Origin of the sequence: Streptomyces sp. NPDC090083 (assembly GCF_044747445.1) — a bacterium.
GTDB lineage: Bacteria > Actinomycetota > Actinomycetes > Streptomycetales > Streptomycetaceae > Streptomyces.
In genome coordinates, this window is sequence record NZ_JBIVED010000002.1 from 1,052,270 (window position 1) to 1,068,722 (window position 16,453).

Genomic DNA, 16,453 nt, shown 5'->3' on the forward strand with positions numbered 1-16,453 from the left:
ATGGTACGGCGCCGCGCGGGGCCCCAGGTAAGCCCGTCACCGGTCGTCTACGTCACGTCCGTGCGACCGTTCTGCCGGGAATACGACGTGTTTGCGGTGGCCGTCCTCGCGTTCCTCCAGCTCTTTCACCAGGTCCTGGAGCTCGGAGCGGATCCAGTCGCGGGTCGCGACCTCGCCGAGGCCGATGCGCAGGGCGGCGATCTCGCGGGTCAGGTACTCGGTGTCGGCGATCGACCGCTCGTTCTGCTTGCGGTCCTGTTCGAGGTTGACCCGGTCGCGGTCGTCCTGCCGGTTCTGCGCGAGCAGGATCAGCGGGGCCGCGTAGGAGGCCTGGAGGGACAGCATCAGGGTGAGGAAGATGAACGGGTAGTTGTCGAAGCGGACGTCCCGGGGCGCGAAGATGTTCCACAGCACCCAGACGATGATGACGACCGTCATCCAGACGATGAACCGCCCGGTGCCCAGGAACCGCGCGATCCGCTCCGACAGCCGTCCGAAGGCCTCCGGGTCGTACTCGGGCAGGAACCGGCGCCGGGGCGGGCGCGGCTGGTCGAGCCGGGCCCGGGGCCGGGTGGTGGCGGTCGCGCCCGCCGGTGTCCGCTCACGCGTGGCCTCGCGCTCAGGAGTCATGAGCCGCCACCCCCTCCGCAGCTGTGTCGTTCTCGCCCTCGTCGAGGTGGAACTCGGTCTCCCGCCAGTCCTCCGGCAGCATGTGGTCCAGCACGTCGTCCACGGTCACCGCGCCGAGCAGCGATCCGGTCTCGTCGACCACGGGCGCCGCGACCATGTCGTACGTCGCGAAGAACCCGGCGATCAGCTGCAGCGTCGCGTCCGGGTCGAGCGGCTGGAGGTCGTCGTCGATGATCGCGCTGACCAGGGTGTACGGCGGGTCGCGCAGCAGCCGCTGGAAGTGGACCGTGCCGAGGTACTTGCCGGTCGGGGTGTCGTCGGGCGGCCGGCACACGTAGACCTGGGCGGCGAGGGCCGGGGAGAGGTCGGCGCTGCGGACCCGGGCGAGCGCGTCGGCGACGGTCGCGTCGGGCCGCAGGACGATCGGCTCGGTCGTCATCAGGCCGCCCGCCGTGTGCTCCTCGTACGACATCAGCCGGCGTACGTCGGCCGCCTCGGAGGGCTGCATCAGGTTGAGGAGGCGTTCCTTGTCGTCCTCGGGGAGTTCGGAGAGGAGGTCGGCCGCGTCGTCCGGGTCCATGGCCTCCAGGACGTCGGCCGCGCGCTCCTCCTTCAGCTTGCCGAGGATCTCGATCTGGTCGTCCTCGGGGAGTTCTTCGAGGACGTCGGCCAGGCGGTCGTCGTCGAGGGCGGCGGCCACCTCGGCCCGGCGCTTGGGGGAGAGGTGGTGCAGGACGTTGGCGAGGTCGGCCGGGCGCAGCTGCTCGAAGGTGGCCAGGAGGCTCTCCGCGCCCTGTCCCTGCTCCTCCAGGGAGAAACCGGTGACGCTGGACCAGTCCACGGTCGTCGTCTCGCCCCTGGCCCTTCTGAAGGCTCCGCCGGTCCTGCCCTTGCGGACGAAGACGCGGTCGATCTCCCAGTCCCGGCGGGCCGGCAGGTGCTGCACGGACAGGTCGAGGACGGTGACCTCCTCGTCGGTCTCGACGAGGGTGACGCGCCGGTCCAGGAGTTCGCCGAACACCAGCCGCTCGGTGGGGCGTTGCTCGAAGCGGCGGACGTTCAGCACGCCGGTGGTGATGACCTGTCCCGACTCGATGCCGGTGACGCGGGTCATCGGCAGGAAGATGCGGCGCCGGGTGGAGAGTTCGACGACGAGGCCGAGCAGCCGCGGTGGCCGGCGGCCGACGCGGAGCATGGCGACGAGGTCGCGGACGCGGCCCACCTGGTCGCCGTTCGGGTCGAAGACGGCGACACCGGCGAGGTGCGACACGAAGACTCGGGGAGCGCCCGATGCCATGGCCGCACCTCCATTCTTTCCGGTGTTCTCTGCTGTGTTCTCTGCTCTGTTCACCCAGGGATCCACTGCTCCCCGGATGGCCCGAATTGCCTGCTCGGATGGGCTTCAGGCTAGCCCGTCCGGATGTGATCCGCGCTGGTGGGCGGTCCGGACGGACTGGCTCCGCCGGTGCCTCGCGGCCCCGGTACGCTGCCGTACGCCATCGACCCCCGCACGGAAGGCATCCCACCTGTGACCGCTATCGCCCAGGTCCGAAACCGTCGTGCGGCGGTGCTCTCCGCGGTGTGTGTCATGGCCCTCGCGGGGTGCGGCGGCGGGGACCCGGACGCGGGGACCAACGGGGTCGGCAAGCTGGCCGCCGACAAGATCCAGTCGAGGTCGGTGACCGCGGCTAGCGCCGCCGACGCCGTACGGCTGTCGGGCACGGTCGTCACCAGCGGGCGGACGTACACGCTCGACATGCGGCTGAAGTCCGACGGCGGCAGCGGGTCGGTCACCTCGAAGGGGTCGACCTTCGGCCTGCTGCGGATCGGCGAGCAGCTGTACCTGAAGGCCGACGCGGACTTCTGGAACAGCAACGGGGACTCGGGCGCCGGCGGCACGCTCCACGGCAAGTACGTGAAGGTGCCGCAGGGCGACCCCTCGTACAAGAAGTTCAGTGGTTTCACGGACAAGGACGTCCTCCTCTCCAGTCTGCTGACCCTGCACGGTTCGCTGGCCACGGACGGGCGCCACGCGCAGAACGGCGTCCGGACGATCCGCATCACCGGCGACAAGGGCTCCGGCGGCACCCTCGACGTCTCCCTGGAGGGCCGGCCGTATCCGCTCCGGCTGGTCCGCGCGGGCGGCGCGGGCACGCTGACCTTCTCGGACTGGGGCAAGAGCTTCACGGTGACGCAGCCGAAGGACGACGACACCGTCGACTACGGCAAGCAACTTCCGTCGTCCTAGAGGCGGTTACCGGCGTTTGCGTTTCTTCAGGAGCAGGCGCGGCAGGCCTGCCGGGACCGGCTGACGGGTCGTCGCCGGGGTCGGCAGCGGAGCCTGTGCCAGCGAGCCGTCGGGCAGCCCGGCCGTCGCTCCCGTCGGCTCCAGGCGCAGCACCCGGCACTCACGCGCCCAGCGGGCCGTCATCGCCTCGCCGTCGGGCGCGTTGAGGCGCTTGCCCTTCAGCTCGGCGACGGCCGCGGTCCAGGCCTCGGAGTCCGGTGCGAGTTCCACGACCTTCGCGGTCCAGGAGACCAGTCGGCCGCCCTTGTCCTTGCTGCGGACGGTGACCTCGGCGGCGCCGCCGTCGACGAGCCCCGGCAGCGGCTGCTCGCCCGGTCCGTCGCCGATCAGACAGGCCGCGCCCTCGTGCCAGACGTGCCACAGGGCGCGGGCCGGGACGCCGGGGCCGTTGACCCAGACGAGGCCGGACTTCTTCGTGGCCTCCTCGACGAGGGCCTGGTCGAGCAGCTCGCTGCTAGTCATGGGCGTCAGCCTATCCAGCCGCTCACAGCCAGCCGTTGCGCTTCAGCGTGCGGTGGATCGCCAGACAGACCGTCACGGTGAAGGCGAGCACCGACGGATACCCGTACCGCGCGTGCAGTTCGGGCATGTGCTCGAAGTTCATGCCGTAGACGCCCGTCACCATCGTCGGTACGGCGATGATCGCGGCCCACGCGGTGATCTTCCGCATGTCCTCGTTCTGGGCGACGGACGCCTGCGCGAGGTTGGCCTGGAGGATCGAGTTGAGCAGCTCGTCGAAGCCGATGACCTGCTCCTGGACCCGGGCGAGGTGGTCGGCGACATCGCGGAAGTACTTCTGGATGTCCGGGTCGATCAGCCGCATCGGCCGCTCGCTCAGCAGCTGCATGGGACGCAGCAGCGGAGACACCGCGCGCTTGAACTCCAGTACCTCGCGCTTGAGCTGGTAGATCCGCGCCGAGTCGACACCGCGCGAGACCCCGCCCCTGCGGCCCGGGGTGAACACCTCGGTCTCGACCTCGTCGATGTCGTCCTGCACCGCGTCCGCGACCGCGACATAGCCGTCGACGACGTGGTCGGCGATCGCGTGCAGCACCGCCGAGGGGCCGCGTGCGAGCAGCTCGGGGTCGTCCTGCAGCCGGTGGCGCAGCGCCCGCAGGGAGCCCTGGCCGCCGTGCCGGACGGTGATGAAGAAGTCCCGCCCGGTGAAGCACATGACCTCGCCGGTCTCGACGACCTCGCTGTTGGCGGTGAGCCGGTCGTGCTCGACGTAGTGGATGGTCTTGAAGACGGTGAACAGGGAGTCGTCGTAGCGCTCCAGCTTGGGGCGCTGGTGGGCCTGTACGGCGTCCTCGACGGCGAGCGGGTGGAGTCCGAACTCGCCTGCGATACCGGCGAATTCGGCCTCGGTCGGCTCGTGCAGGCCGATCCACACGAAGCCCCCGTCCCGGCGGACCAGGCGCATCGCCTCGTGCGGGGTGAGCGGCTTGCCGGCGTCGACGCGGGCACCGTCGCGGTAGACGGCGCAGTCGACGACGGCCGAGGGGGTGGCGGGGTCGCGGGTCGTGTCGTACGCGCCGCCGTCCTTGCGCAGGGTGGGACGGGACGGGCGGACCACGGCACGCAGGTCGCGGATCATCGACATGGCGGGCTCCTTCGCGACGAGCAACGAAAGGCGCCAACGACGGTTGGAACTGCCCGGAATGGGGACGTCCTGAGGTACGGATGTTTGGCACGTCCACAAAGCGGGGAGCACCGCTCCGTCGCGGTGGCGAGCTTCGCTACTGATTCAGGCACTGATTTCGGAACAGATCGGCCGGATCGGATACACCGGACAGATCAGGCAGATCAGAAAAAGGAAACGAAGTGCTCTTCCGCGACAGTGAAGAAGTGCGAGAGGCGGCAGCCGTCTGGGGAGGCTAGAGCCAGAGCGACGACATCAGCGGCCGGAAGAGCGGGTGGTACTGCCAGGCCGACTTCGGTCCATTGCAGCCCCACCTCCTCCGGCCGGTCCCCCGTAGGGGAGTCTCAAAGGCGTCGGGACGTGATCGCGATGCCTCAGCGTGCTGCCCCGAACGACCGGCCAAGACTATCAGCCGACTGAACTGTCAAGGCGCTGCTTTGCCCGGTACTGACGAGTTCTATGCTCGCCGCATGGTTGATGTTCTTGCTCTGGTCGAGGCACGGTTGCGCACCGCGCTGGGCGAACCGGACGCGCGCGCCGCCGTCACCTTCCTGGGCACGGACCGCGTGGAGGTCCTGCGCTTCCGGGACGGCGGCGACGACAACAAGGACGGAACCGTCGTCCGCTACGCCACCCTCGGCATGTCCGCCCAGCCCATGAGCGACCCCACGGCGATGCTCGCCGACCCGGTCGCCGGCCCGCGCGCCGAGCTGGTCCTCTCCGTCCGCGGCGGCCTCGCCGACACCGACAAGGTGCTCAGGCCGCTCGCCGTGCTGGCCGCGTCCCCGCAGGTCGAAGGCGTGATCGTGGCCCCCGGCGCCTCCCTCGACGTGGGCGAACCGCTGTGGCCCGGCGCCCCCTTCACCTCGGTACTGGTCGCCGAGCCGGGCGGCCTGGTCGAGGACCTGGAACTCGACGCGCCCCTCGACCCCGTGCGCTTCCTGCCGCTGCTCCCCATGACCCCGAACGAGGCCGCCTGGAAGCGCGTCCACGGCGCCCCGGCCCTCCAGGAACGCTGGCTCGCGAGCGGGACGGACCTCCGGGATCCCGCCCGGAGGTCCGTCCCGCTCGACTGACCCCGAAGTGAGCAAGCTCACCCCTGCCGGCCCGTCAACGCCAGCCGGGAAAGGGCTAGTTGGCGAACACCGCCACGCTGTCCTCGGCCGCGTGCCGCGGCTCCAGCTCCGCGGCCTCGTGCGTGAGCGCGTTCCGTCGTACGAGGACCACCAGCGCGCCCAGGGCCGCGGTGACCGCCGCGACCACGAAGGGGATGTGGATGTTGCTCCACCCCTCGATCTTCGGCGCGAAGAACGGGGCGGCAGCGGCGGCGAACCAGCGGACGAAGTTGTAGCCCGCGCTCGCCACCGGGCGCGGCGCGTCCGACACCCCGAGGGCCAGCTCGGTGTAGACGGTGTTGTTCACGCCGATGAACGCGCCGGACAGGATCGTGCAGACGATGGCGGTGGTGTGGCTGCCGTAGCCGAGGACGAGCACGTCGAGGGCGAGCAGGACGAGTGAACCGCCGAGCACCTTCAGGGAGCCGAACCGGGCCTGGAGGCGCGGCGCGACGAAGACGGAGAAGACGGCGAGCAGGACGCCCCAGGCGAAGAACACGGCACCGGACTTGTACGGGGTCATGTTCAGCACGAACGGGGTGAAGGCCAGCACGGTGAAGAACGTGTAGTTGTAGAAGAACGACGACACGGCCGCCGAGGCGAGTCCGCCGTGGCCGAGGGCCTTCAGCGGGTCGAGCAGGGAGGTCTTCCGCGCGGGCTTGGGCTGTTCCTTCAGGAACGCCGTGATGCACAGGAAGCCGATCGCCATCAGGAACGCGGTGCCGAAGAAGGGGTAGCGCCAGCTCTGGTTGCCCAGCAGGGCGCCGAGCAGCGGGCCGCAGGCCATCCCCAGGCCGAGGGCGGACTCGTAGAGCAGGATCGCGGCGGCGCTGCCGCCGGCCGCGGCGCCGACGATCACGGCGAGGGCCGTCGAGACGAACAGCGCGTTGCCGAGGCCCCAGCCGGCGCGGAAGCCGACGAGTTCGCCGACCGAGCCCGAGGTGCCGGCGAGTCCGGCGAAGACCACGACGAGGGCGAGGCCGAGCAGCAGGGTCTTCCTGCCGCCGATGCGGCTGGAGACGAAGCCGGTCACCAGCATCGCGATCGCCGTGATCAGGAAGTACGAGGTGAAGAGCAGGGACACCTGGCTCGCCGTGGCGTCCAGGCCCTTGGCGATCGACGGCAGGATCGGGTCGACGAGTCCGATGCCCATGAAGGCGACGACCGAGGCGCCCGCGGTGGCCCAGACCGCCTTGGGCTGTCGCAGGATGCTGCCCGAGCCGGTGTCGGCTCCCTTGTCGAAGGGGTCGTCCATGCTTCCTCCCAAGTAGTTGGTATATGCACATAGTAAGTTAGGCAAGGTAATGAATGCAAGCTACATCTAGTTTCGTTCCGTGAGTGGCCCGGCCGGACGGGTGATCGTCCTTGACGTGCGCGGGTGAGGGTAGGACCGTGGGGCCCTATGAGGGGCGAACCCAGTTGCCCGAAGTGCGGTGGCCGGGTCAGGGCTCCCGGACTCTTCGCCGATTCCTGGCAGTGCGATGTCCACGGGACGGTGCATCCGCTCCAGCCCGTGATCCCGCCCAGCGTCGAGGCGCTCAGTGTCGTCGTGCACCGGACGCAGGTGCCGGTGTGGATGCCGTGGCCGCTGCCGGTCGGATGGCTGTTCACCGGTGTGGCCTGCGCGGGGGACGACCGCAGCGGCGGACGGGCCACGGCGGTGGCCTGCTCCGGGCCGGGACCCCTCGGCGGGATCGGGGAGCTGATCCTCGTCGCCGAGGAACTGGGCGTCGGGCTCGGCGCGCGGTACGCGGGCATCGACGGGCCGGACCCCGGACCGTACATGAGCGTGGAGAAACCTCCCCAGGCGAAGCTGCTCGCCGCGGGACGGCCCACGCCGTTGTGGCACGTGTCCACCGCGCCGGACGACCGGGCCGTGTTCGCGGGGGAGGCGCTCGGGCTGTGGCTGTGGGCCGTGGTGTGGCCCGAGCAGTCGGGACTGCTGATGTACGACGAGCTGGTGCTGACGGATCTGCGGGACGCGGGGGCCGAGGTCGACCTGGTGCCGTGCGGGGCGTTGTCGCCGCGCTTGCTGGAGCCGTAGCCGCCTCGGGGGGGTGGCGGGTTCTGTTCGTCGGCGGCGCGCGGATGCGTCGTGGCCGGTCGCGCAGTTCCTCGCGCCCCTTGCGGGGTGCGGCTCAGGGGGGTTCTGAGGGGCTCTGGAGATGCCGTTACCCTTGAGGCGTCCCTTGCCGAGTCGTCACCGTCTGGAGCCTGCGCGTGCGTATCGATCTGCACACCCACTCCACGGCCTCCGACGGCACGGACTCGCCCGCCGAACTGGTGCGCAACGCTGTCGCCGCCGGGCTGGACGTCGTCGCGCTGACCGACCACGACACCAGCCGCGGCTACGGCGAGGCGATCGACGCGCTGCCCTCGGGGCTCACGCTGGTGACCGGGGCCGAGATGTCCTGTCGGATCGACGGAATCTCCCTGCACATGCTGGCCTACCTCTTCGATCCCGAGGAACCGGCACTCCTCGCCGAACGGGAACTGGTCCGGGACGACCGCGTGCCCCGCGCCCGGGGCATGGTCGCCAAGCTGCGGGACCTGGGCGTGCCGGTGACCTGGGAACAGGTCGCGCGGATCGCCGGTGACGGGTCGGTCGGCCGGCCTCATGTCGCCACCGCGCTGGTCGAGCTGGGCGTCGTACCGACCGTGGACGACGCCTTCACCACGGACTGGCTGGCCGACGGCGGCCGGGCACACATGCCGAAGCACGAGACGGACCCCTTCGAGGCGATCCGGCTGGTCAAGGCCGCGGGCGGGGTCACCGTCTTCGCGCATCCCGGGGCCAGCAAGCGCGGGCACACCGTGCCGGAGTCCGCGATCGCCGACATGGCGGCCGCCGGGCTCGACGGCATCGAGGTCGACCACATGGACCACGACGCGGAGACGCGGGTACGGCTGCGGGGGCTCGCGAAGGAACTGGGGCTGCTCGTCACCGGGTCCAGCGACTACCACGGGAGCCGCAAGACCGTGCAGCTCGGTGAGTACACGACCGATCCCGAGGTCTACGGCGAGATCACGCGGCGCGCGACCGGGGCCTTCCCGGTGCCGGGGACCGGCGGAGCCTGACACCCGCGCTCGCCCGGGAGATCTCTTTTCCTCCCGCGCTCCCGCACGCTCCCCGTCTCCCTCTCGCCCTGCCCTCTCTTCCTCGCCCTTCCCCGCCCTTCCCCTTCGCTCCACTCCCCGCTCATCTCTCTTCTGCAAGGCTCGTGGCTCACCCATGTTCGACGTCGCCGTCTTCGGCTCTCTCTTCCTGACCCTTTTTGTCATCATGGATCCCCCTGGGATCACCCCGATCTTCCTCGCTCTGACCGCCGGACGACCGTCCAAGGTGCAGAAGCGGATGGCGTTCCAGGCCGTGTGCGTGGCCGGCGGCGTCATCACCGTGTTCGGGCTGCTCGGGCACCAGATCCTCGACTACCTGCATGTCTCCGTGCCCGCGCTGATGATCGCGGGCGGGCTGCTGCTCCTGCTGATCGCGCTCGACCTGCTCACCGGCAAGACCGACGAGCCCAAGCAGACCAAGGACGTCAACGTCGCCCTCGTGCCGCTGGGCATGCCGCTGCTCGCCGGGCCCGGTGCGATCGTGTCCGTCATCCTCGCCGTGCAGAAGGCCGGCAGCGTGGCCACGCAGGTGTCCGTGTGGACGGCGATCCTGGCCATCCATGTCGTGCTGTGGCTGGTGATGCGGTACTCGCTGCTGATCATCCGGGTCATCAAGGACGGGGGCGTGGTACTGGTGACGCGGCTCGCGGGGATGATGCTCTCCGCCATCGCCGTGCAGCAGATCATCAACGGGATCACCCAGGTGGTCCGGGCCGGCTGAGCCGCCGGTGCGCGGTGCGACGCAGAACCCCCGCACGGCAGCGAGCCGTACGGGGGTTCTGAAGTCTGGTGGATACGCGCGAATGTCGTCGGTGTTACGAGGCTTTGGTCTCGGCGGGGCGGATCCACAGGCGCTGCCCTATCGCGGCAGCCTGCTGAACGATCCGATTGACGGAGGCGGCGTCCACGACGGTGCTGTCCACGGTGGTGCCGTCGACCTCGTCGAGACGCATGATTTCGAAGCGCATGGCTTCTCCCTTCGTCTGGTCATCCTCCTGAGGAGAACTACTTGGTTACTGATGTACTCAACGGGGTGCGTGTTACAAACATTCCCTACGCTAAGGAAATTTTTCGAACGCCTAATTACTGACCGGTAAGAGATCGCCGCGAGACTGACCGGGACCGGTTGTGTTCGCAGCGTGACCGCCGGGACAATGGAAGCGATGAACGACGACCTCGCGGCCCTCAGTGCCCGCATCGACCGCACGAACGAGCTGCTGCACCGCATGCTCGCCGAAGTGGCGAAGACGCCCTCGACGCATGCGATCTTCGTCGACGCGGGGTATTTGTATGCAGCCGCGGGCCGGCTCGTCTCCGGCGCGGAGGACCGGCGCACGTTCGACGTCGACACCGAGGGCCTGATCGAGGCGCTCATCGACAAGGCCCGCACGATCTTCGCGGACAGCCGGCTGCTGCGCGTCTACTGGTACGACGGCGCCCGCCGCCGCATCCACACCGCCGAGCAGCAGTCCATCGCCGAACTCCCGGATGTCAAGGTGCGGTTGGGCAATCTGAACGCCAACAACCAGCAGAAGGGCGTCGATTCACTCATCCGCTCCGACCTGGAGTCCCTCGCCCGGCACCGCGCCATCAGCGACGCGGCCCTCATCGGCGGCGACGAGGACCTGGTCTCGGCGGTCGAGGCGGCCCAAGGGTACGGCGCCCGCGTCCACTTGTGGGGCATCGAGGCGCCCGAGGGCCGCAACCAGGCGGAGCCGCTCCTCTGGGAGGTCGACAGCCAGCGCACCTTCGACCTCGACTTCTTCAAGCCGTACGTCTCCCGCCGCACGTCCGCCGCCTACGAGGCCGCCGCCACCCGGCCCACTCGCGACGACGTCCGCTTCGTGGGCGCGCAGGTCGCGGCGAAGTGGCTCGCGGCGCGGGGGAGGGAGGCGCTGGTCGAGCTGCTGCCCGGGCATCCGTATCTGCCGGGTTCCGTCGACCAGGACCTCCTGGTCGAGGCGGAAGGACTGCTCCAGTACTCGCTGCGCGGGCAGGCCGACCTCCGCCGGGCCCTGCGGGACGGCTTCTGGGAACACCTGCGGACGCAGTACTAGCGCTTCCTGGGCTTACGAGCCAAGGTCTGCGGGCTACGGCTACGGCTACGGCTACGGCTACGGCTGCCGCTCCGGGCTCGCGGTGTCCCAGAAATCGGCGATGGCGTTGGCCGTGGCGGCCGGCTGGTCCGTGTTCGGCGAGTGCTCGGCCCGCGCGATGACCGTCCGCCGCGCCCTGAGCCGTACGGCCATGTCGTCCAGGAGCGGCACCGGCCAGGTGTCGTCGCGGGAGCCCGAGAGGACGTGGAAGGGGAGGGGGACCGCGGCCAGTTCGGCGACCCGGTCCGGCTCACCGCACAACTGCCGTCCCGCCGCGATGAGTTGGGCGGGCTTGGTGCCCAGGAAGCGGCGGCGCAGGTCGGCCCGGTCGTCGAGCCCCTCGTCCAGCGCACCGCCGGTTTCGGTCTCCTCCGGTGCCTCCATCGCCTGGATCGCGTCCCACACCTCGGCCATCGACATCACGGCGAGCGCGTCCCGCAACAGCTTCACGCGCGCCTGCTGCGACGCCGAGATCTGCGCGGGACCCGACGACATGAGCGTCAGCGACACGAACGGCGTGCGATCGAGCAGTACGGCCGCACGCGCCACCTGCCCCCCGAAGGAATGCCCGAGCAGATGCACCGGCCCGCCGAGCGCCTCGGTCAGCGCGAGCACGTCCCGCGCCAACTCGTCCTGGGCGTAAGGAGATTCGTCCTCGACCGGGCCGTCCGACTCGTACTGCCCCCGCCCGTCCACGGCCACGGTCCGGTACCCGCGCACCCCGAACGCCTCGTGCAGCGGGTTGAAGTCCTCCTTGCTCCCGGTGAACCCGGGCAGCAGAAGCGCGAGCCCCTTCGCCGCGACACCGTCGCCCACGGGCGAGTCCACGACGGCGAAATCACCGCGAGCTGTCCGCAGGGGGTACGCGCGAGCACCGGGGGGCGGGGTGAAGGAGGGGGGCTTGCTCATGGGGTGAGGTTATCCGGAGGGGTCGCGCGCGAGAGGGACGGGAGGGTGTAGCCGGGGTTAACGGGGTGGCGCGGCGGGGGCCGGACGAGGGGTGCGGGGGCGGGCGGCGAGGGTCGCGGTGGACACCGGGTGCGCGTGGCGCCCGTAGGCGACGGGAGCGACGCCGAACGGCCCGGCCCATGTCGTATGGGCCGGGCCGTTCGGTGGTGTGCCTGTTCTGCTTGTCGTGCCTGCTCCGGCTGGGTGCCGGGGACGGGTCAGCTTTCCGTCGCCTCCGCCTTGGCCGGCGCCGCTGTCTTGCGCGGGCGGCGGACCCTCGGCTTGGCCTCGGGGGTCTCCGGTGCCTCCACGACGACCGGGGCCTCGGCGGTCTTGCGGGTCGTACGACGACGCGGCTTGGCCTCCGCCTCGTCGGCGACTTGCGCCGGGATCTCGGCGGTGGCGGCCGTCTTGCGGGTCCGGCGCGGCTTCGCCTCGACGGCCTCGGCCGTGTCGACGGCTGCCTCGGCGGCGACCGCGGTCTTGCGGGTGCGGCGGGGCTTGGTCTCGGCGACGGCCTCGACCGGTGCCTCGGCGGCGACCGCTGCCTTGCGGGTCCGGCGCGGCTTGGCCTCCACGGCCTCCGCCGTGTCCACGGCTGCCTCGGCGGCGACGGCGGTCTTGCGGGTGCGGCGGGGCTTGGTCTCGGCGACGGCCTCGACCGGTGCCTCGGGCGCGACCGCTGCCTTGCGGGTGCGGCGCGGCTTCGTTTCCACGGCCTCCGCCGTGTCCACGGCTGCCTCGGCCGGAGCCGCGGTCTTCCGGGTCCGCTTCGGCTTGGGCTCCGCCACGACCGGCGCTTCGACGGCCTCCACGACCGGCTCGGCGACCTTGCGGGTCCGGCGACGGGGCTTGTCCTGCTCCTCGACGACCTGCGCGGGGATGTCGGCGACGGCCTTGCGGGTCGCCGTACGACGACGCGGCTTGGTCTCCTCGACCACCTCGGCGGACTCGACGGCGCTGACCGCTTCCACGGCCTTGACCGGCGCCGTGGCCTTCCGCGCCCTGGTCCGGCGCGGCTTCGCCTCGACGGCCTCGGCCGTGTCGACCGCGACCACCGCGGCGGCCTCGGTCTCGGCCACGACGGGCTCGGCGGCCTTACGGGTCCGGCGACGCGGCTTCGTCTCCTCGGCCACCGGCGCTTCGGCCACCGGGGTCTCGACCACCGGCGTCACCGTCGCGGCCTCGGCCACCGGCTCCGCCGACTTGCGGGTCCGGCGGCGACGCGCGGCCGTCGTCGGGGCGTCCGCGGCCGGAGCCTCGGCAGTCTCGACGGCGCTCTCGGCGACCTCGGCCACGGGGGCGACCGCCGTGGCCGGCAGCTGCTCTCCCGTCGCTCCGCCACGCGTGCGGCGACGACGGCGCGGGGTGCGTCCCGCCGTCTCCTCGGAGGGCGCCAGCGCGGTCTCCTCCGGCGTGGCCGTCACGGCCGCGGTCGCCGAAGTCGCTTCCATCGGGGTGCCGTTGCGCGTACGACGGCGACGGCGCGGGGTGCGCGCGGCGCGCTCGGTGTCGTCGGAACGGGACTCGTCGCGGGTGCGGCCACGGCCGCTGTCACGACCGCCCCTGCCACCGTCACGGCCACCGCCGTCGCGGCCACCACGACCGCCCCGGCCACGCGGACCGCCCCGGCCGCCGGTCTCGCCGAGGTCCTCGACCGCCTCCGCCGCCAGCCCGGCGCGCGTGCGCTCCGAGCGGGGCAGGACGCCCTTGGTGCCGGCGGGGATGTTCATCTCCTCGAAGAAGTGCGGGGAGGTGGAGTACGTCTCCGGCGGGTCGTTGAACTCGAGGTCCAGCGCCTTGTTGATGAGCTGCCAGCGCGGGATGTCGTCCCAGTCGACGAGCGTGACCGCGATGCCCTTGGCGCCCGCGCGACCGGTACGGCCGATGCGGTGCAGGTAGGTCTTCTCGTCCTCGGGGGACTGGTAGTTGATGACGTGCGTGACGCCCTCGACGTCGATACCGCGCGCGGCGACGTCGGTGCAGACGAGCACGTCGACCTTGCCGTTGCGGAACGCGCGCAGCGCCTGCTCGCGGGCGCCCTGGCCGAGGTCGCCGTGGACCGCGCCGGAGGCGAAACCGCGCTGCTGGAGCTGGTCGGCGAGGTCGGCCGCCGTGCGCTTCGTACGGCAGAAGACCATGACCAGGCCACGGCCCTCCGCCTGGAGGATGCGGGCGACCAGCTCGGGCTTGTCCATGTTGTGCGCGCGGTAGACGAACTGCTTGGTGTTCGCGACCGTCGTGCCCGCGTCGTCCGGCGAGGTGGCGCGGATGTGCGTGGGCTGCGACATGTAGCGGCGCGCGAGACCGATGACCGCGCCCGGCATGGTCGCCGAGAACAGCATCGTCTGACGGCGGGCCGGCAGGAAGTTGATGATCTTCTCGACGTCGGGCAGGAAGCCCAGGTCGAGCATCTCGTCGGCCTCGTCCAGGACGAGCGAGCGGATGTGCCTGAGGTCGAGCTTCTTCTGCCCGGCGAGGTCAAGCAGACGGCCCGGGGTGCCGACGACGACGTCGACGCCCTTGCGGAGCGCCTCGACCTGCGGCTCGTAGGCCCGGCCGCCGTAGATGGCGAGGACGCGGACGTTACGTACCTTGCCCGCGGTCAGCAGGTCGTTCGTGACCTGCGTGCACAGCTCGCGGGTGGGGACGACGACGAGCGCCTGCGGGGCGTCGGTCAGCTGCTCGGGCTTGGCGCGGCCGGCCTCGACGTCGGCGGGCACGGTCACGCGCTCGAGGAGCGGGAGGCCGAAGCCGAGCGTCTTGCCGGTGCCGGTCTTGGCCTGGCCGATGACGTCCGTGCCGGACAGGGCCACGGGGAGCGTCAGCTCCTGGATCGGGAAGGGGGAGACGATACCGACGGCCTCAAGGGCCTCAGCGGTCTCGGGAAGGATTCCGAGCTCTCGGAAAGTAGTCAGGGTGCTGCCTCTTCTGTGTGCGCGGTGCGAGGCGAGCGCGGGGGTCGTGTCAGGACCGTGCCGGACGTCGGCTGCCTTACGGACAACCCGTGAGGGCAAGCCGTACTGCACGGGACCACTGCCGACGCTCAAGGGCCTGTCCGCCGGATCATGCCGGAGACGCGAGGTCTGTCACGCGCATCTGCCGCGTTGTCGTCGGTCGCCGACGCTCCGCGTCGACTTCCTCCTCCGCCTTGCAGCTGCACGCACCAGATCTCGCTCAGCGGCGCCGATCAGGTGCCGCTGCTTTCCTCCGGCCTGAACCGCCGGACAGGCCCAGCGCTCGAACCGCTGAGGGTCCCCCTCCGAACTCCGTACGCAGCGTGCCGTACGGGCGAGGAGGGCTGTCGGGTCGGAGCCGATCGGGCCACCGACCGGGCATCCTCATTCGTGCGGCCCGGCGAATACTCGGCGGGCGCATTACCACCATACCTCGGAATCACGCACATGCGTTGGCCGATTTGGTCACGTAGTCGTCGTCACACTGATTGACCAGGGACTTCCGCCGTGCTGTGGGCGGGCTATTGTGCGCTTCATGACGACCGCTGACAACGCCTCCGAAGCGCCCGCCGAACCCACCGGAGTCGCCGCCCAGGACTGGGCCACGGCCTCCGCCGACCCGCAGTACCGCAACGCGGTCGTGGACCTGCTCGGCGCGCTCGCGTACGGCGAGCTGGCGGCGTTCGAGCGGCTCGCGGAGGACGCCAAGCTGGCGCCGACGCTCGCCGACAAGGCGGAGCTGGCGAAGATGGCGTCGGCCGAGTTCCACCACTTCGAGCGGCTCAGGGACCGGCTCACGGAGATCGGCGCGGAGCCGACCGACGCGATGCAGCCGTTCGTCGCCGCGCTCGACGGCTTCCACCGGCAGACGGCGCCCTCGGACTGGCTGGAGGGGCTGGTCAAGGCGTACGTCGGCGACTCGATCGCCAGCGACTTCTACCGCGAGGTCGCCGCCCGCCTCGACAAGGACTCCCGGCTGCTCGTGCTCGGCGTCCTCGACGACACGGGGCACGCGAGCTTCGCCGTGGAGAAGGTGCGCGCGGCGATCGACGCCGACCCGCGCGTGGGGGGCCGACTCGCCCTGTGGGCACGGCGGTTGATGGGTGAGGCGCTGTCCCAGTCACAGCGGGTGGTGGCCGACCGGGACGCGCTGTCGACGATGCTCGTCGGTGGTGTGGCGGACGGGTTCGACCTCGCGGAGGTGGGCCGGATGTTCTCCCGGATCACCGAGGCGCACACCAAGCGGATGGCCGCGCTGGGGCTCGCCGCCTAGAGGCCCTGCCTGGTCACGAGTCGCGGCTACGCGGGGGCGGACCGCCCCCGCAGTCGTCGCGCCGGGCGCAGCAGCAGGGAGAGCGAGGCCGCGGAGACGACGGCCGCGCCGAGCAGGCTCGGCAGTCCGCTGCCCGGGCCCAGCGCGCTGTGGGTGACGAAGTCACCGAAGAGGGCACCTGCGACACCCGTGGAGAACACCAGGGGGCGGGTCGGCAGACGGTGTGCGAGCCGGTGGGTGGCAGCCCAGGCGAGCAGCACACCCAGCACAGCGGAGCCGAGCGCTTCCAGGATCATCACGGGGGTCCCTCCCACGGTCGGCCTGAGTGACGCGTTCGTAGCCCGTCATACCCGTGACCTGCGGAATG

16 protein-coding genes are annotated in these 16,453 nt (G+C 71.0%); 7 read left to right on the plus strand and 9 right to left on the minus strand.

Features of this window, described 5'->3' with window-relative positions; genetic code table 11:
- Positions 1 to 36 precede the first annotated feature (36 nt).
- Positions 37 to 630 (minus strand): DUF1003 domain-containing protein, encoded by a 594-nt coding sequence (locus tag ACIPTO_RS10545; protein WP_366323570.1) that lies wholly within the window; start codon positions 628 to 630, stop codon positions 37 to 39.
- A complete protein-coding gene (locus ACIPTO_RS10550) occupies positions 620 to 1,927 on the minus strand; it encodes a magnesium transporter MgtE N-terminal domain-containing protein (RefSeq protein ID WP_366323568.1) in 1,308 nt (435 codons plus the stop codon). Before ACIPTO_RS10550 ends, ACIPTO_RS10545 begins: the two co-directional genes overlap by 11 nt.
- A 231-nt stretch (positions 1,928 to 2,158) precedes the next feature.
- Between ACIPTO_RS10550 and ACIPTO_RS10555 the strand changes: the two genes are divergently transcribed.
- A complete protein-coding gene (locus ACIPTO_RS10555) occupies positions 2,159 to 2,878 on the plus strand; it encodes a hypothetical protein (RefSeq protein WP_366323566.1) in 720 nt (239 codons plus the stop codon).
- Between the two features lie 6 nt (positions 2,879 to 2,884).
- On the opposite strand, the gene ACIPTO_RS10560 is transcribed toward ACIPTO_RS10555, so the two are convergent.
- The gene (locus ACIPTO_RS10560) at positions 2,885 to 3,400 is read right to left on the minus strand and encodes a hypothetical protein (protein ID WP_401190713.1); all 516 of its coding nucleotides are present in this window, start codon (positions 3,398 to 3,400) and stop codon (positions 2,885 to 2,887) included.
- A gap of 22 nt (positions 3,401 to 3,422) precedes the next feature.
- Complete coding sequence (locus tag ACIPTO_RS10565; RefSeq protein WP_366323562.1) at positions 3,423 to 4,541, minus strand: magnesium and cobalt transport protein CorA; 1,119 nt, start codon at positions 4,539 to 4,541, stop codon at positions 3,423 to 3,425.
- Between the two features lie 509 nt (positions 4,542 to 5,050).
- Between ACIPTO_RS10565 and ACIPTO_RS10570 the strand changes: the two genes are divergently transcribed.
- Positions 5,051 to 5,656, plus strand: coding sequence for a suppressor of fused domain protein (locus ACIPTO_RS10570; RefSeq protein WP_366323560.1), 606 nt, complete (start codon positions 5,051 to 5,053; stop codon positions 5,654 to 5,656).
- 55 nt (positions 5,657 to 5,711) lie between these two features.
- Here the strand turns inward: ACIPTO_RS10570 and ACIPTO_RS10575 are convergent, their stop codons facing one another.
- Complete coding sequence (locus ACIPTO_RS10575) at positions 5,712 to 6,950, minus strand: MFS transporter (RefSeq protein ID WP_366323558.1); 1,239 nt, start codon at positions 6,948 to 6,950, stop codon at positions 5,712 to 5,714.
- Between the two features lie 147 nt (positions 6,951 to 7,097).
- On the opposite strand from ACIPTO_RS10575, the gene ACIPTO_RS10580 reads away from it, so the two are divergent.
- The 3 genes from ACIPTO_RS10580 to ACIPTO_RS10590 all read left to right on the plus strand — a co-directional run bounded on the left by ACIPTO_RS10580 (position 7,098) and on the right by ACIPTO_RS10590 (position 9,533).
- Entirely contained in the window at positions 7,098 to 7,739 is a 642-nt protein-coding gene (locus ACIPTO_RS10580; RefSeq protein ID WP_366323556.1) for a DUF6758 family protein, read from the plus strand.
- Between the two features lie 176 nt (positions 7,740 to 7,915).
- Positions 7,916 to 8,773 (plus strand): PHP domain-containing protein, encoded by an 858-nt coding sequence (locus ACIPTO_RS10585; RefSeq protein WP_401190716.1) that lies wholly within the window; start codon positions 7,916 to 7,918, stop codon positions 8,771 to 8,773.
- A gap of 154 nt (positions 8,774 to 8,927) precedes the next feature.
- Positions 8,928 to 9,533, plus strand: coding sequence for a MarC family protein (locus tag ACIPTO_RS10590; protein ID WP_352180744.1), 606 nt, complete (start codon positions 8,928 to 8,930; stop codon positions 9,531 to 9,533).
- Positions 9,534 to 9,627: 94 nt separating this feature from the next.
- Here ACIPTO_RS10590 and ACIPTO_RS10595 read toward each other — a convergent pair whose 3' ends face one another.
- Complete coding sequence (locus ACIPTO_RS10595; protein ID WP_019058373.1) at positions 9,628 to 9,780, minus strand: hypothetical protein; 153 nt, start codon at positions 9,778 to 9,780, stop codon at positions 9,628 to 9,630.
- 195 nt (positions 9,781 to 9,975) lie between these two features.
- On the opposite strand from ACIPTO_RS10595, the gene ACIPTO_RS10600 reads away from it, so the two are divergent.
- Positions 9,976 to 10,869, plus strand: a complete 894-nt coding sequence (locus tag ACIPTO_RS10600) for an NYN domain-containing protein (RefSeq protein ID WP_366323552.1) — start codon at positions 9,976 to 9,978, stop codon at positions 10,867 to 10,869.
- 57 nt (positions 10,870 to 10,926) lie between these two features.
- Here the strand turns inward: ACIPTO_RS10600 and ACIPTO_RS10605 are convergent, their stop codons facing one another.
- Entirely contained in the window at positions 10,927 to 11,817 is an 891-nt protein-coding gene (locus ACIPTO_RS10605; protein WP_401190719.1) for an alpha/beta fold hydrolase, read from the minus strand.
- 257 nt (positions 11,818 to 12,074) lie between these two features.
- Positions 12,075 to 14,684 carry a DEAD/DEAH box helicase gene (locus ACIPTO_RS10610; protein ID WP_401190873.1) on the minus strand — a complete coding sequence of 870 codons (2,610 nt, stop codon included), beginning with the start codon at positions 14,682 to 14,684 and terminating at the stop codon, positions 12,075 to 12,077.
- A 664-nt stretch (positions 14,685 to 15,348) separates the two neighbouring features.
- Here ACIPTO_RS10610 and ACIPTO_RS10615 point away from each other — a divergent pair.
- Positions 15,349 to 16,086 carry a ferritin-like fold-containing protein gene (locus tag ACIPTO_RS10615; protein WP_366323548.1) on the plus strand — a complete coding sequence of 246 codons (738 nt, stop codon included), beginning with the start codon at positions 15,349 to 15,351 and terminating at the stop codon, positions 16,084 to 16,086.
- Between the two features lie 26 nt (positions 16,087 to 16,112).
- On the opposite strand, the gene ACIPTO_RS10620 is transcribed toward ACIPTO_RS10615, so the two are convergent.
- The gene (locus tag ACIPTO_RS10620; RefSeq protein ID WP_026150652.1) at positions 16,113 to 16,382 is read right to left on the minus strand and encodes a hypothetical protein; all 270 of its coding nucleotides are present in this window, start codon (positions 16,380 to 16,382) and stop codon (positions 16,113 to 16,115) included.
- Between the last annotated feature and the right edge of the window lie 71 nt (positions 16,383 to 16,453).